This window comes from Cupriavidus sp. SS-3 (assembly GCF_035818815.1).
GTDB lineage: Bacteria > Pseudomonadota > Gammaproteobacteria > Burkholderiales > Burkholderiaceae > Cupriavidus > Cupriavidus taiwanensis_C.
The window spans coordinates 1-14,255 of the sequence record NZ_JAYLVT010000005.1 but is presented as its reverse complement, the minus strand read 5'-3'; the positions used below and the strand labels follow the sequence as shown (position 1 = coordinate 14,255).

At 70.4% G+C, this 14,255-nt stretch carries 12 protein-coding genes; 4 read left to right on the top strand and 8 right to left on the bottom strand.

Annotated features, from left to right (window positions below):
• The first annotated feature begins 65 nt into the window (after positions 1 to 65).
• Complete coding sequence (locus U9J39_RS09635; RefSeq protein WP_116312179.1) at positions 66 to 1,889, top strand: beta-barrel assembly-enhancing protease; 1,824 nt, start codon at positions 66 to 68, stop codon at positions 1,887 to 1,889.
• A 19-nt stretch (positions 1,890 to 1,908) separates the two neighbouring features.
• On the opposite strand, the gene U9J39_RS09630 is transcribed toward U9J39_RS09635, so the two are convergent.
• The 6 genes from U9J39_RS09630 to U9J39_RS09605 all read right to left on the bottom strand — a co-directional run bounded on the left by U9J39_RS09630 (position 1,909) and on the right by U9J39_RS09605 (position 6,482).
• On the bottom strand, positions 1,909 to 2,499 hold the full coding sequence (locus U9J39_RS09630; RefSeq protein ID WP_326346973.1) for a DUF2946 family protein: 591 nt from the start codon (positions 2,497 to 2,499) through the stop codon (positions 1,909 to 1,911).
• Between the two features lie 39 nt (positions 2,500 to 2,538).
• The gene (locus tag U9J39_RS09625) at positions 2,539 to 3,618 is read right to left on the bottom strand and encodes a YheT family hydrolase (protein ID WP_116312181.1); all 1,080 of its coding nucleotides are present in this window, start codon (positions 3,616 to 3,618) and stop codon (positions 2,539 to 2,541) included.
• A 40-nt stretch (positions 3,619 to 3,658) separates the two neighbouring features.
• Entirely contained in the window at positions 3,659 to 4,099 is a 441-nt protein-coding gene (locus U9J39_RS09620) for a YybH family protein (protein ID WP_012351840.1), read from the bottom strand.
• Between the two features lie 31 nt (positions 4,100 to 4,130).
• A complete protein-coding gene (gene waaF, locus U9J39_RS09615) occupies positions 4,131 to 5,153 on the bottom strand; it encodes a lipopolysaccharide heptosyltransferase II (protein ID WP_115708275.1) in 1,023 nt (340 codons plus the stop codon).
• A 118-nt stretch (positions 5,154 to 5,271) separates the two neighbouring features.
• Positions 5,272 to 5,466 (bottom strand): zinc-finger domain-containing protein, encoded by a 195-nt coding sequence (locus tag U9J39_RS09610; RefSeq protein ID WP_010812205.1) that lies wholly within the window; start codon positions 5,464 to 5,466, stop codon positions 5,272 to 5,274.
• 95 nt (positions 5,467 to 5,561) lie between these two features.
• On the bottom strand, positions 5,562 to 6,482 hold the full coding sequence (locus tag U9J39_RS09605; RefSeq protein WP_111518487.1) for a branched-chain amino acid transaminase: 921 nt from the start codon (positions 6,480 to 6,482) through the stop codon (positions 5,562 to 5,564).
• 185 nt (positions 6,483 to 6,667) lie between these two features.
• Here U9J39_RS09605 and U9J39_RS09600 point away from each other — a divergent pair, with 185 nt between their 5' ends.
• Positions 6,668 to 9,694, top strand: coding sequence for a DEAD/DEAH box helicase (locus U9J39_RS09600; RefSeq protein ID WP_442784894.1), 3,027 nt, complete (start codon positions 6,668 to 6,670; stop codon positions 9,692 to 9,694).
• 195 nt (positions 9,695 to 9,889) lie between these two features.
• Complete coding sequence (locus U9J39_RS09595; RefSeq protein ID WP_115711551.1) at positions 9,890 to 10,906, top strand: Bug family tripartite tricarboxylate transporter substrate binding protein; 1,017 nt, start codon at positions 9,890 to 9,892, stop codon at positions 10,904 to 10,906.
• A 28-nt stretch (positions 10,907 to 10,934) separates the two neighbouring features.
• Here the strand turns inward: U9J39_RS09595 and U9J39_RS09590 are convergent, their stop codons facing one another.
• Together U9J39_RS09590 and U9J39_RS09585 are read right to left on the bottom strand one after the other, a co-directional pair.
• Complete coding sequence (locus tag U9J39_RS09590) at positions 10,935 to 12,071, bottom strand: helix-turn-helix transcriptional regulator (protein ID WP_326346972.1); 1,137 nt, start codon at positions 12,069 to 12,071, stop codon at positions 10,935 to 10,937.
• A gap of 99 nt (positions 12,072 to 12,170) precedes the next feature.
• On the bottom strand, positions 12,171 to 13,274 hold the full coding sequence (locus U9J39_RS09585; protein ID WP_326346971.1) for a helix-turn-helix transcriptional regulator: 1,104 nt from the start codon (positions 13,272 to 13,274) through the stop codon (positions 12,171 to 12,173).
• Between the two features lie 416 nt (positions 13,275 to 13,690).
• On the opposite strand from U9J39_RS09585, the gene pgk reads away from it, so the two are divergent.
• Positions 13,691 to 14,255, top strand: a 565-nt coding sequence (gene pgk, locus U9J39_RS09580; protein WP_326346970.1) for a phosphoglycerate kinase, incomplete at its 3' end; no start/stop codon positions are given.

The following is a 14,255-nucleotide window of genomic DNA, read 5'->3' as shown; positions in this document are numbered from 1 at the left end:
CGCCCCGAAAGGTCCGACCGACGCGTCCGATGGGAACGGCCACGGGAGGCCGCTATCATAGCAACATGCCAAAACACCCATCGCTTCGCAGGTCTGCCGCATCTGGCCGTGGCGCCGTGGCGGATGCCGTTCCTGCCGGTTCCGCGTCACATCGCGAAGCCGGCCGCCGCCGCCGCGCCGGCGGCGCCTGGGCGCCATGGCGGCGGCCGCTGGCGGCGCTGCTGGCGCTGACGTTCGCGGCACCGGCCTGGCCACAGGGTACGCCGCGCCCAGCAGCGGCGCCAGCGACGCCGGTGGCTGCGCCCCGTGCGCCGGCGCCGGCCACCTCGGCCGAGGCGGCGGACCAGGTCTATGACAACCTGAACCGCAGCGTCAAGGCGGGCCAGAAATCCGAGTTCGGCCTGCGCACCAACAATGCGGTGGTGGAGGCGGGCGGCGTGCAGCTGCCGGACCTCGGCGACCCGTCCACCGCGTCGCTGTCGCCCGACATGGAAAAACGCCTGGGCGACCGCATCATGCGCGATATCCGGCGCGATCCGCTGTACGTGCCCGATCCGCTGCTGTCCGACTACCTGAACGCGCTCGGCTACCGGCTGGTGCAGGCGGCGCGGCGCCAGAACATCTCCGGCTCGACCGGCGCGGGCACCTTCGCCACCGGCTTCGACCTGTTCGCGGTGCGCGACCGCAGCATCAACGCCTTTGCGCTGCCCGGCGGCTATATCGGCGTGCACACCGGGCTGCTGGTGCAGTCCGATACCGAATCCGAGCTGGCCTCGGTGCTGGGCCACGAAATCGGCCACGTGATGCAGCGGCATATCGCGCGCGGCATCACCCAGCAGGACCAGTCGATGTGGATTGCGCTGGCGTCGATGGTGCTGGCCGGGCTGGCCGCGACGCGCAGCCCGGATGCGGCGGCGGCGCTGGCCATGGGCGGGCAGGGCGCCGCCATTGCCAACCAGCTGTCGTTCTCGCGCGGCGCGGAACGCGAGGCCGACCGGGTCGGCTTCCAGATCCTGACCGCGGCGGGCTTCGATCCGCAGGGCATGCCCGATTTCTTCATGCGGCTGCAGCGCGCCGCGGGCACCGCCGAAAATTCGGTGCCGTCCTATGTGCGCACCCACCCGCTGACCTCCGAGCGCATCGCCGACATGCAGGACCGCGTCAGCCATGCCAGCCAGCGCAAGGTGCCCAACACGCCCGAGTACGAGTTCGCGCGCATGCGCGCCCGCGTGATCCAGGAAGCGTCGCCGAGCGAGCTGCAAAACCTGCGCGCGGCGCTACGCACGCAACTGGCCGGAGCCTCCGCACTGCGCGCGCCGGCGGTGCACTACGCGCTGGCGTTGGTCGAGCAGCGCCTGCGCCGCTATCCGGCCGCCGAACAGGAACTTGCCGAAGCCCGCCGCCTGTACGGCAATATCCCCGGGGCCAGTTCCGGCAGCCCGATGCTCGACGTGATGGCGGTGGAACTGGCGCGCGCGCAGGGCCGCGTGCCCGAGGCACTGTCGCAGGCCAGCGCTTCGATGAAGGCCTTCCCGCTGTCGCACGCGGTGTCGGTGGCCTACGCCGAGACCCTGATCGGCTCCGGCCGCCATGACGAAGCGGTGCGCTTCCTGCGCGAGCGCACGCGCCAGGAGACCGGCCGCAGCGAATGGTGGGAGATGCTGGCGCGCGCGTACGCCGGCCAGGGCAAGCGGCTGCAGCAACATCAGGCCCTGGCCGAGAAATATGCGATGGATGGCGCCTACCAGGCCGCCATCGAACAGCTGCAGATCGCGCGCAAGGCCGGCGACGGCGATTTCTACACGCTGTCGGAGGTCGATGCGCGCCTGCACCAGCTGGAGCGCCAGTACCGCGAGGACAAGCAGGACAACAAGGGCATGCCCAACTGAGGTTCGAGGTTGGCGCGGCTCAGCCGGCCGGCGCCGCCGGCTGGCGCACGAACCCGAAGCGCTTCGGCACCTCGCTCTCGGCGATCGGCTCGATTGCCAGGTCGCGGCCATCGTGGCGGAACACGCCCAGGTCGGCGCCGCAGGCTTCGCCATGCCAGGTGCTGGCGCCGCTGAACTGCTCCAGGTCGTGGTCGTGCAGCAGCGCCGCCTGCAACGACGGGGCGGTGCCCGGCGCCATGCCGGCGACGGTGCCTGCCAGCACCACGTTGCCGTGCTCGTCGGCAAAGCAGGCCTGCAGCGTGAAGGGCTGCCCCGTGGTGGTCTGCAGCGCGCCCTGGTGCAGCCGCACGATCCACGGCGCATAGTCCAGCGTCACGAACACCCGCTGCGGCCCGTTCTGGAAGTACCAGCAGCCGCGTTCGTCGCACTGGTAGTTGCGTTCGATAAAGCCGATCAGCGCTTCATGGCGGATCGGGTCGCCCGAAAGCCCGTGCTGCTGCGCGTACTCATTGCGCAGGCGCCACTGCCCGCGGCGGTCCAGCGTGAGCCAGCCGTAGGCATTGGGCACGTTGGGCCAGCGTGCCATGGCCTGCCTGACGATGTCGTCCATCTCGGTCTCCCCGGCGGGCTGTCGGGACCGGCGCCCGCCTTACATCATGCTGTCGAAAAATCTCAGGATCCGTGCCGGCAGCCATTCGATATGACCGCCGAAGCGTCCGTCGGCCTGCAGCGGCAGGTGGCGGCGCCAGTCCGCGGGCGGCGTCATGAAGCCGACATGGCCGCCGTGCTCGGGCTGTTCCAGCCAGACCTGCGGGCTGGCGTCGGCCGGGCCGGGCAGGTGCCGCGCGGGCAGGAAGGGATCGTTGCGCGCGTTGAGCACCAGCGTGGGCACGGCGATCTCGCGCAGCACGGGTTTGCTGGCGGCGCGGCGCCAGTAGTCGTCGGTATCGGCAAAGCCGTGCAGCGGCGCGGTGACGACATTGTCGAAGGCGTACAGGTCGCGGCTGGCCAGCATGGTGTCGCGGTCGAACAGGCCCGGGAACTGCTCCAGCTTGGCCAGCGACTTGCGCTTGAGCGTCTGCAGGAACATGCGCGTGTAGACCAGGTTGAAGCCGGCCGACAGCGCGGCGCCGCCGGCGGCCAGGTCCAGCGGCGCGGAAATCGCCGCGGCCGCATGCACGTGGCCGGCGGCGCTGCCGTCTTCGCCCAGCATGCGCAGCAAGGCGTTGCCGCCCAGCGAGATGCCCACCACCAGCAGCTTGCGGCCGCCGGCGCAGTGGTGCTGGCGCAGGCGCTCCAGCACCCAGCGGATTTCGGCCGAATCGCCCGAGTGGTAGAAGCGCGGCGCCAGGTTGAGCTCGCCGGAACAGCCGCGGAAATGCGGGATCACCCCCTGCCAGCCGCGCAGCGACAGCGCATGCATCAGCGCCTGCGCGTAGTGGCTGCCGGAGTCGCCCTCGAGGCCGTGGAACATCACCACCAGCGGCGTCTGCGCCTGCACCGCATGTGTGGTCCAGTCGAGGTCGATGAAGTCCTGGTCGGGCGTGGCCCAGCGTTCGCGGCGAAAGCCCACGCGCGGCGGGCGGCGGGTGAAACGCGCAGGGATGATGGTCTGGGCGTGGCCGCCGCGCAGCCACCAGGGCATCGGCGTGCCATCGCCATAGCCGTGCGCGCTGGCGGGATCTGCCTGGACCGCGTAGGGCAGTCGGTGGTGCGGAAGCTGCGTCATGCCGGCTTGTGTTGCAGCAGGCCGCTGCGCGGCCGCGGGTTCAGTGCAGCGCCTGGCCGGGCGTGGCGGCCACCGCGGCAACCTGCACCGCGTTGGCCGGGCTGCAGTGGATGTGGGCCAGGCGCCAGCCTTCGTGGTTCTGCATCAGCACGTAGGTGGTGTGCACGTACAGGTCGGCCTCGACGCGGTCGCTGCCGAAGCGCAGCGCCTCGGTCACGTCGAAGATCGACACGGCCATCGACGCATGGCTGCTGGTCTCGATGGCGTCGACCAGCACTGGCTGTTCTTCCAGCAGCTGCGAGAAGGCCTGGCGCAGCTGTTCGTGGCCGATCAGGCGCTGGCCGTCGGGCAGCACGCAGGTGATCGAGTCTTCGTCCAGCCACAGGCGCAGCGCGCCTTCGGCGTCGCGCAGCTTCAGCGCTTCGCGGAAAGCGTCGACGATGTCTTCGGCGGAATCGAACAGGCGGGCAAAGCGAGGCATGTTGGCAATGGACGTGGCTAGGGCGGGGAGGTCAGGGCCGGTGCAGGAGCTTGCGCAGCTCGACGAACACCATTTCCGGTTCGATCTCTTTCAGGCAGCGCAGGTGGCCCAGCGGGCACTCGCGCTTGAAGCACGGACTGCACTCCAGCTGCAGCCACATGATACTCGCTGCCTGTGACAGCGGCGGCGTGTGGCGCGGGTCGCTCGAGCCGTACACCGCCACCTGCGGCCGGCCCAGCGCCGCGGTCACGTGCATCAGGCCCGAATCGTTGCAGACCGCGGCTTCGGCCAGCGCCAGCAGGTCGACCGCGTCGTCGAGCGAGGTCTGGCCGCACAGGTTGCGCACGAACGGGGCCTCGCTGGTGATTTCGGCGGCGATCTCGGCATCCTTGGCCGAGCCCAGCGCGATCATCTGCGCGTACGGATACGAGCGCCGCAGCATCTGCGCCAGCCTGGCGAAATGCGCCGCGGGCCAGCGCTTGGCTGGGCCGAATTCGGCCCCCGGGCAGAACGCGATCACGCGCGTGTGCGGCGCCAGGCCGAAGCGCTCGGCGGTGGCGGCCACGCGCGCCGGGTCCACGCGCAGGCGCGGCTCGGTCAGGTTCTCGGGCAGGCGGGCGCCGGGCTTGAGCGCCAGGCGCGCGTAGTGCTCCACCATCGGCGGGCGGTGGTCGCGCGGCGGATTGGCGTGGCGCACGTTGAGCATGCCGAAGCGCGCTTCGCCGCGGTAGCCGATGCGCAGCGGAATGCCGGCCAGCCACGGGATCAGCGCCGACTTGAGCGAGTTGGGCAGCACGTAGGCCAGGTCATAGCCTTCGTTCTTCAGCTGCTGTGCGAACATCAGCCGCGCCGACAGCTGCAGCTTGCCGTGCGCAAGGTCCGACGGGAACACGCGGCCGATTTCCGGCATGCGCGCGAGCACCGGCGCGACCCACTTGGGCGCGAGGGCGTCGATGACCAGGCGCGGATGGCGTGCCTTGAGCAGCGCGAACAGCGGCTGCGCCATCAGGGCGTCGCCGATCCAGTTGGGGGCGATGACGAGGGCTTTCTTCATGGAAGGGGCGCAAGGAGCCGGCACGGGCGCAGCGGCGCGGGCGCCGGCAACGCCAACGCTCCGGGGCGCCTGTGGGCGGCCCGGAGCGTCAGGGGAGTGCGATGGCAGGCGGCTCGGGTCAGTGGTGGCCCTTCAGCACGGTGCCCGGCTTGAGCTTGTACACGGTGCCGCAGTACGGGCACTTGGCTTCGCCGGTGTCGGCCACGTCGAGGAACACGCGCGGATGGTAGTTCCAGGCCGGGGTGTTGGCGGTCGGGCAGTGCAGCGGAATGTCTTCGGCGCCGATTTCGATGATGGTCGCGGTTTGCGTCATGGTGTTGCAGGGAATAAAACGTATTGTTTGTCAAAACAAGGCGCGTGCCGCGCCCGCGGGGGCGGGCGACTGGCACGCGGGCCGGCGGCCGGTGCTCACACCAGCGTCAGCCACTTCTTGTACTTTTCGTCGGTGCCGCCGACGGCGGCAAAGAAGGCGTCCTGGATCTGCTTGGTCACCGGGCCGCGGCGGCCTTCGCCGATGATGCGGTCGTCCAGCTCGCGGATCGGCGTGACTTCGGCGGCGGTGCCGGTGAAGAAGGCTTCGTCGGCGCAGTACATCTCGTCGCGGGTGATGCGCTTCTCGCGCACTTCGATGCCCAGGTCGCGCGCGATGGTCAGGGTGGCGTCGCGGGTGATGCCGTCCAGGCACGAGGCCAGGTCCGGGGTGTAGATCACGCCGTTGCGCACGATGAAGACGTTCTCGCCCGAGCCTTCGCTGACGTAGCCGTCCGTGTCGAGCAGCAGCGCTTCGTCGTAGCCCAGGCCGGTGGCCTCCTGGTTGGCGAGGATCGAGTTGATGTAGTAGCCGCTGGCCTTGGCGCGCACCAGCGACACGTTGACGTGGTGGCGGGTGAACGACGAGGTCTTCACGCGGATGCCGCGCTCCATGCCTTCCTCGCCCAGGTAGGCGCCCCACGGCCACGCGGCGATGGCGACGTGGATGGTGTTGCCCTTGGCCGAGACGCCCAGCTTTTCCGAGCCGATCCACACGATCGGGCGGATGTAGCAGGATTCCAGGTTGTTGGCGCGCACCACTTCGCGCGTGGCGGCTTCGAGCGTGGCCTCGTCGAACGGCATCGCCATCTGGAAGATCTTGGCGGAATTGAACAGGCGGCGGGTGTGCTCTTTCAGGCGGAAGATGGCGGTGCCGGCGGGGGTCTTGTAGGCGCGCACGCCCTCGAACACGCCCATGCCGTAGTGCAGCGTATGCGTCAGCACATGGATCTTGGCGTCGCGCCACTCGATCAGCTTGCCATCCATCCAAATCTTGCCGTCGCGATCCGCCATCGACATGTCCGTTCTCCCTGCGCCGTGGAAATAGCAAAAACGATATTGTAAGCCCCGGGGGCATGGGTCACAACGCGGCGCGGGCGCCGCGGCGGTCTAGAATGCGCTTTTCCCCGGCATTGTCGCCGCATTGTCGCTGCATCGTCCCTGCATAGGCGGCGGCGTGCCGCCAGTCGACCTTCCTGCAAGCCGTGCCTTCGAGCCCACATTCCAGCCCCCCTCGCCAGTCTGCCCAGCCTGACGCGCTGCCGGACGCCCCTGGCGCGCCGGAGGTCGACTGGCAGCAGGCGCTGGACGCGCTGCGCGCCCTTGCCGGCACCGATCCGGCCACCGCTCAAGGTGCGGCGGCACCGGCCCGGCGCCTGCTGTGGGCGCTGACGCTGGACGCCGACGGCGCGCCCGGCACGATCGAGCCGCTCGAGCAGGTGCGCGGCCCCAAGGGCTGGGGCAAGCCCCGGCCGGTGCCGCTGGCGCGCATCGCCGAGGATGACCGGCTCGAGCCATGGGATGCGCGCGTGGCGCGCGCCATCCGCCGCGATGCCTCGCACAACCGCCGCTACGTGCTCGACCGCGCCATGGCGCTGATGGCGCTGGCCGGGCACCCGGGCGTGGTGCTGGCCCACGCGCCCACGCAGACGCTGGACGTGGTCGAGGACGCGCCCGCGCTGGAGGCCGTGCGCAGCGCCGGCCGCTACGTGCTGCGCCTGTTCCCGCCGGTGCGCGGGGCGCCGGCGCTGGAGGCACTGCTGCCCGCCGCCGCGCGGCAGGAGGCCGAGGCGCTGCGCCAGTTCACGCTGCTGCGCGACGGCCCGCACCGGCTGCGGCTGATCCGCTATACCCCGGCGCAGTTCGAGGCCGCGCGGCTGATCGGCGACGGCCTGGCGATTCCCGAGGAAGGCCACGCCCGGCTCGACCAGACCCTGCGCGCGCTGGCCGGCCAGTTCCAGATCCAGGCCGATGCCGCGGCGGGCTCGCGCGCGGTCGAGGCCGAGGCACGGCTGCGTGCCGAAGTGGCGCCGGTGGGGCGCGGCATCTCGCTGCGGCTGGTGGTGACGCCGCTGGGCCCGCTCGGGCCGCGGCTGGCGCCGGGTGCCGGACGCGAACGGCTGATGGCCACGGTGCGCGGCGAGACCCTGTCCACGCAGCGCGACCTCGACGCCGAGCTGGCCAGCGTGGCCGAGGTCTTCGCCGCGCTGCCGCAGCTGGTGGCGCTGTCGCCGCCGGGCGGCGAGTACACCTGGGCACTCGACGATCCCGAGGATGCGCTCGCGGTGGTCGAGGCGCTGCCGTCGCTGCCCGCCGTGCAGGCGGTCGAATGGCCGCGCGGCAAGGAATTGCGCGTGCTGCCCGCCGACCTGCCGCAGCTGGGGGTGCAGGTCGAGAGCCGTGGCGCGTGGTACAAGCTGGCGGGCGAGCTGCGGGTGGCCGAGGGGCTGGTGCTGGAACTGGGCAAGCTGATCGACTGGACCGGCAGCCATGCCGGGCGCTTCGTGCCGATGGGGCAGGGGGTCTATGTGGCGCTGACGCAGGTGCTGCGCGGCCGGCTGCGCGATCTTGCCGGCGTGGGCGAGCGCTTTACGGATGGCACCCGCGATGGCATCCGCGTGCCGCAGATGGCAACGCCGTGGCTGGACGACGTGCTGGCCGGCGCGGGTGTCGATCCCGACGCGCATTTCCGCGCGCGCATCGACCGGCTGCGCGCCGCGCGCGAGAGCGAGATCGCGCTGCCGGCCACGCTCGCGGCCGAGCTGCGCCCATACCAGGAAGCCGGCTACCGCTGGGCCATGACGCTGGCCGCCTCCGGCCTGGGCGCCTGCCTGGCCGACGACATGGGCCTGGGCAAGACCCTGCAGGCGCTGGCCGTGCTGGTCGCGCGCGCCGGCGGCGGCGCGGCGCTGGTGATCGCGCCGACCTCGGTGTGCGGCAACTGGGCCGCCGAGGCGCGGCGCTTCGCGCCCACGCTCAACGTCCATGTCTATGCCGAGGGCGATCGCGACGCGCTGCTGGCGCAGGCGGGGCCGCATGATGTGGTGATTGTCTCGTACACGCTGCTGCAGCAGGCCAGCGACGCTTTCTGCGCGCGCGCCTGGCATACCGTGGTGGCCGACGAGGCCCAGGCCTTCAAGAACGCGGTCACGCGGCGGGCGCAGGCGATGTTCGCGCTGCCGTCGGACTTCCGCATGGCGCTGACCGGCACCCCGGTGGAGAACCGGCTGGCCGAGCTGTGGTCGGTGATGCGGTTCTGCAATCCGGGCCTGCTGGGCTCGCTGGCCCGCTTCAACGAGCATTTTGCCAACCCGATCGAACGCGCCGGCAGCCGCGAGGCGCGCCTGCGGCTGCGCCGCATGGTCGCGCCGTTCGTGCTGCGCCGGACCAAGGCGCAGGTGCTGGATGAACTGCCGCCTCGGACTGAGCTGGTGATCCGGGTCGAGCCCGAGCCGGTCGAAGCCGCGCACTACGAGGCGCTGCGCCGCCAGGCCCAGACCGAAGCCGAGGCCGCGCTGGCACGCGTCGAAGCCGCGCGCAAGGCCTCCCGTGATGCGCCCGCCGGCGCCAGGGAACGGGCGCTGGCGCAGGCCCAGCACCAGGCGCAGGCGCGCCTGCACGTGCTGGCGCAGCTGATGCGGCTGCGCCGCGCCGCCTGCGATCCGCGCCTGGTCACGCCGGAAGTGAGCGGGCAACTGAGCCAAGGCGCCAAGGTGCGGGCCTTCGTCGAACTGGCCAGCGGGCTGGCCGCCAGCGGCCACAAGACCCTGGTGTTCAGCCAGTTCGTCGATTTCCTGCAGCTGCTGCGCCAGGGGCTGGAGCATGCCGGGCTGGCGCTGCAATACCTGGACGGCGCCACCCCCGCGGCCGAGCGCACGCGCCGCGTGGCCGCGTTCCAGGCGGGCGAGGGCGATGTCTTCCTGATCAGCCTGAAGGCCGGCGGCTTCGGCCTGAACCTGACCGCGGCCGACTACGTCATCATCGCCGACCCGTGGTGGAACCCAGCCGCCGAAGACCAGGCCATGGGCCGCGCGCACCGCATCGGCCAGCAGCGCCCGGTCACGGTGTACCGGCTGATCAATGCGGGCACCATCGAGGAGCGCATCGTCGAACTGCACCGCGACAAGCGCGCACTCGCCGACGGCCTGCTGGAAGCCGACGACGACCACGCCGCCGGTACCGGGGCGCCGCTGCCGGATGTCGACGAACTGGTGGGGCTGCTGCGGCGCTGAAGCGCAGTGCGCGCCGAGGCGGTTGCCATATGCCCGCACGGCATACCTTCAGGCAAACTCAGTCGTTTGGTTTTGGCAGGAACCTTGCTATCTTGTTGCGCTGGCCCGGGGCTCAGATCCCGGCCATTGCTCAGGTCCGCCGCGAAGTCCGCCGCGCCGGGCCGCTTCCTTGTGACATTCACCGACGGTGCCCCCATGCCCAACTCGTCCCGCCTGCTTCCGCGCTTGTCCTTCCGTTCCGCCTTCCGCGTGGCCGCGCTGTGCGCCGCCGTGGCCGGCACGGCCAGCTTGCCCGCCCATGCGCAGGGCGAATGGCCGGCGCAGCCGGTAACGATCCTGATGGGCTTCACCGCCGGATCCGGCGTCGACATCGTCGGCCGTACGCTGCAGGAATCGCTGCAGAAGTCGCTGAAGACCACCATCGTCTATGACTACCGGCCGGGCGCCGGCGGCAACGTGGCCTCCGAGGTGGTGGCGCATGCCAAACCGGACGGCTACACGCTGCTGCTCGGCACCGCCGCGACGCACGGCATCAACCCGGCGCTGTACAAGACCCTGCCGTTCGATGCCGACGCCGATTTCACCCCGATCGCGCCGCTGGTCGAGGTCTCCAACGTGCTGACCGTCAACCCGGCGGTGCTCGACGTCAAGTCGGTCAAGGAGTTCATCGAGAAGGTCAAGGCCAATCCCGGCAAGTACAACTTTGCCTCCACCGGCAACGGCACCGGCACCCACCTGGCGTTTGCCGAGTTCAATGCGCGCGCCGGGCTGGACATGGTGCACGTGCCCTACAAGGGCGGCCCCGACGCGCTGCAGGCGGTGGTGAAGGGCGAGGTCTGCTGCATCTTCAACCAGGTGCAGAGCGTGCTGCCGCAGTTCCGCGCCGGCAAGGTGCGCCTGCTGGGCGTGACCACCAAACAGCGCGTGCAGGTGATCGCCGATGTGCCGACCATTGCCGAGAGCGGCCTGCCCGGCTTCAACAGCACCATCTGGTTCGGCCTGTTCGGGCCCAGGGGGCTGGACCCGAAGATCGCCCGCAAGGTCAATGACGCGGTCAAGGTGGCGCTGGAAACGCCGGCGATCCGCCAGAAGCTGATCGATGCCGGCAACACGCCGCGGGTCGAGACCGTGGAGCAGTTCAAGGCCACGGTGAAGGCCGACCGCCAGAAGTGGGCGGGCGTGGTCAAGACCGTGGGCGCGTCGATCGACTGATGCGTCGCCGGCGGCAGCGCCCGCGGCGCTAGGGGCGCACGCCCAGCCGCGTCAGCAGGTGCGCCAGCTGCGCCTGCGTGCCGGTGCCGGTCTTGGTGAAGATCGCCTTGAGCTGGGTGCGCCCGGTCTCGCGCCGGATGCCGATCAGCTCGCAGGCCTCGGGCAGGCCGATGCCCGATGACAATTGCAGCGCCAGCCGGATCTCCGCCGGCGTCAGGCCGTAGAGGTCGCGCAGCACGGTCGGCAGCGTCATCGGCGCGGCGCCCGGTTCGTGGATCGCCACCAGCACGCTGGGGCGCTGCCAGTCCAGCGCGAGGTGATGCGCCGGGGGCAGCGGCAGCAGGATCACCTGCGCCTGCCGCCCGGCGCCGTCGACGGCGCGCAGCGCCTGCGCCGGCTGCGCGCTGGCCGGGTTGCTCGCCGCGCGCAGCGCTTCCGCGAACGGGCGCGACAGGGTCCAGCCGCCATCCTCGCGCGCGGCCAGCGGCGCCGCGACGCTGGTCTCGATCGACACCGCCGGCAGCAGCCGGCGCACCCAGGCTTCGCCGATGCTGTTGGCCAGCAGCGCCTTGCCATCTTCGCGGAACACGATCACGCCGAACGGCAGCCGCTCCATCAACTGCGACGACGCATGCGCCAGCGCCGACACCTGGTGGGTGCGCTCGCGCAGCGCCATGGCCTGGCGCACGTGCGGGATGGCCCAGTCGAGCGCGCGCGCGTCCTCGGGTGAGTAATGGTCGTGGCCATGCGGGCGCTGCAGCGACAGGAACACGTCGTAATGCGGCTGGCGCTCGATCAGGCAGGCCATCACCGACGACTGTTCGATCGGCCGCAGGAACTCGCCGTAGAAGGGCGACTGCCGCATGACCTGCGGCCCCAGCTCGCGCGAATCGATATACCAGCTGCCCACCGCCATGCGCCGCGCGAACGGCAGCGCCGGGTCGATCGCGGCGAACTGGTCGCGATAGGCGGCGACGGCCTCGGGCATCGGGTTGACCTCCTGGTGTACCAGCACGCGCTGGTGCACGGTGTCGAGCACGAGCAGATGCGCGTGGCTGCTGCCGCTGGCCTGGCACAGCGCACTCAGGCTGCGCTGCCAGGCATCGGCGTCGAAAATCCCCTCGTACAGCGCGCGAATGGTGTCGTGCATCTGTGTGTCGCTCATGGCTTCCCTTCTTTTTACTTCTTGTACTTTTGGTACTTTACCCGCGTGGCAGAGCGCGTGCCGCCGGCGCGGCGCCGGCCCGTGGCACGGCTTGCGGGTTCAGCCCTGTTCCAGCGCCGCGCCCAGGCGCGAGAGCAGGTGCGTGAGCTGGGCCTGGCTGTTGCAGCCGGTCTTGTGGAATACCGCCTTGAGCTGCGTGCGCGCGGTTTCGTGGCGGATGCCGAGGTGCTGGCTGGCTTCGGGCAGGCCCTGGCCGTGCGCCAGCTGCACGCTCAGCCGGGTCTCGGCCGGCGTCAACCCGTAGAGGTCGCGCAGCACGGGACCGAGCAACAGCGGGGCGCGGTCCTGCTCGTGCACGATCACCAGCGCGGCCGGTTCCTGCCACTGCGCGGCAAAGGCGTGCGACGGCGGCAGCGGCAGCACGATGACCTGCGCGCTGGCGTCGCCGCTGGTGGCGCGCGCCGCCTGGGCGGCCACGGCGTGGCGCGGGTCGCAGGCGGCCTGGACCATGTCGGCGAACGGGCGCGACAGGGTCCAGTCCGACACCTTGCCCGCCGGGTCCAGGCGCCGCGCCCAGCGTTCGCCGGCGCGGTTGCACAACAGCACGTGGCGCTGCGGCGAAAACACCAGCAGGGCGAAATTGAGCCGCTCCACCAGCTGCGTCGACAGCCGCGCCAGCACCGTCAGCCCGAGGGTGCGGTCGCGCATCGCCATGGCGCTGCGCATATGCGGGATGATCCAGTCGAGGCCGCCGGTGTCGACGCTCGAGAACAGCGGCTGCCGGCGCGCGCGCTGCATCGAGAAATAGACTTCGTAATGGGGCTGCCGCTCGACCAGGCAGGCCACGTAGGAGCGCAGGCCATAGCGGTGGAAGAAATCGCGGTAGAACGGATGGCGCGCCATGGTGCCTTCGCCCAGCTCGCGCGCGTCGATATACCAGCCGCCCGGCTGCAGGGCCGGCGCGAACTGCTTGGCCGGGTCGATCGCCTGGTAATCCGATTCGTATTCGGTGAACAGCTCGACCACCGGATTGACGATCTCGTTGACGCTGATCTGGTCGCGCACCGTGTCCCAGACCATCATCGAGGCATGTGCCGCGCCCGCCAGCCCGGTCAGGGTGCGCAGGCTGTCCTGCCAGGCTCCCGGATCCAGAATGCCCTCGTACAAGCCGCGGATCGCTCCGTGAATGTCGGCTTCATTCATCTGACTTACCCCTTGCATTCGCGACAAAATAAATGCGCGGCGCCGGTGGTGCGTCCGCTCGCAACCCGGCATGCTTTGTTGTTCTGGCTGCTTGCGGCGGGCCGTATTGCCAGCCTCTTGTCGGTTGCCGCTTGTCCTGGCCGTTTGTAAACCGGCTCTGGCGTGATTGTGTGTCTGTTGTAGCAGACGTTGCGTACATTACCGCACTTGGGGGTCTCGCGGAAAACGCGTGCGCCCCTTCTTTGGTGGGGAGTCAGGGCGGCAGGGCGCGCGTCGGCACTGGCTGGCGGGTCGGTTTGTGCCTTGCGGGCCGCATCATGGCCGGCGCCAGTCCGGATTCGGCAAAGCCCCGATCGCGTTCAGGTAAAATGCCGGTTTCCCCGAGTCCGCAGCGAAATCTCGCGCCATCCACCGTCATGACCTCTGTCCTGCGTCTTTCCGATCTGATTTCCCAAGGCAAACTCTCCGGCAAGCGTGTGTTCATCCGTGCCGACCTGAACGTGCCGCAGGATGACGCCGGCAACATCACCGAAGACACCCGCATCCGCGCCTCCGTGCCCGCCATCGAGGCCTGCCTGGGCGCCGGCGCCGCGGTGATGGTCACGTCCCACCTGGGCCGCCCGACCGAGGGCGAGTTCAAGCCCGAAGACTCGCTGGCGCCGATCGCCGCGCGCCTGTCCGAACTGCTTGGCAAGCCGGTCAAGCTGGTACAGAACTGGGTCGACGGCGTCGAGGTGGCGCCCGGCCAGGTGGTGCTGCTGGAGAACTGCCGCGTCAACAAGGGCGAGAAGAAGAACAGCGACGAGCTGGCGCAGAAGATGGCCAAGCTCTGCGACGTCTACGTCAACGACGCCTTCGGCACCGCGCACCGCGCCGAAGCCACCACCCACGGCATCGCAAAATTCGCGCCGATCGCCTGCGCCGGCCCGCTGCTGGCCGCCGAGATCGACGCGCTGGGCAAGGCCCTGGGCCAGCCGGCGC

Coding starts and splice junctions, on each gene's coding strand:
- U9J39_RS09620 (WP_012351840.1), bottom strand. CDS start 4,099: ATGCCTCGCTTTGCCCGCCTGTTCGATTCCGCCGAAGACATCGTCGAC.
- U9J39_RS09630 (WP_326346973.1), bottom strand. CDS start 2,499: ATGGACGACATCGTCAGGCAGGCCATGGCACGCTGGCCCAACGTGCCC.
- U9J39_RS09585 (WP_326346971.1), bottom strand. CDS start 13,274: ATGAATGAAGCCGACATTCACGGAGCGATCCGCGGCTTGTACGAGGGC.
- U9J39_RS09605 (WP_111518487.1), bottom strand. CDS start 6,482: ATGTCGATGGCGGATCGCGACGGCAAGATTTGGATGGATGGCAAGCTG.
- waaF (WP_115708275.1), bottom strand. CDS start 5,153: ATGAAGAAAGCCCTCGTCATCGCCCCCAACTGGATCGGCGACGCCCTG.
- U9J39_RS09610 (WP_010812205.1), bottom strand. CDS start 5,466: ATGACGCAAACCGCGACCATCATCGAAATCGGCGCCGAAGACATTCCG.
- U9J39_RS09590 (WP_326346972.1), bottom strand. CDS start 12,071: ATGAGCGACACACAGATGCACGACACCATTCGCGCGCTGTACGAGGGG.
- U9J39_RS09635 (WP_116312179.1), top strand. CDS start 66: ATGCCAAAACACCCATCGCTTCGCAGGTCTGCCGCATCTGGCCGTGGC.
- U9J39_RS09595 (WP_115711551.1), top strand. CDS start 9,890: ATGCCCAACTCGTCCCGCCTGCTTCCGCGCTTGTCCTTCCGTTCCGCC.
- U9J39_RS09625 (WP_116312181.1), bottom strand. CDS start 3,618: ATGACGCAGCTTCCGCACCACCGACTGCCCTACGCGGTCCAGGCAGAT.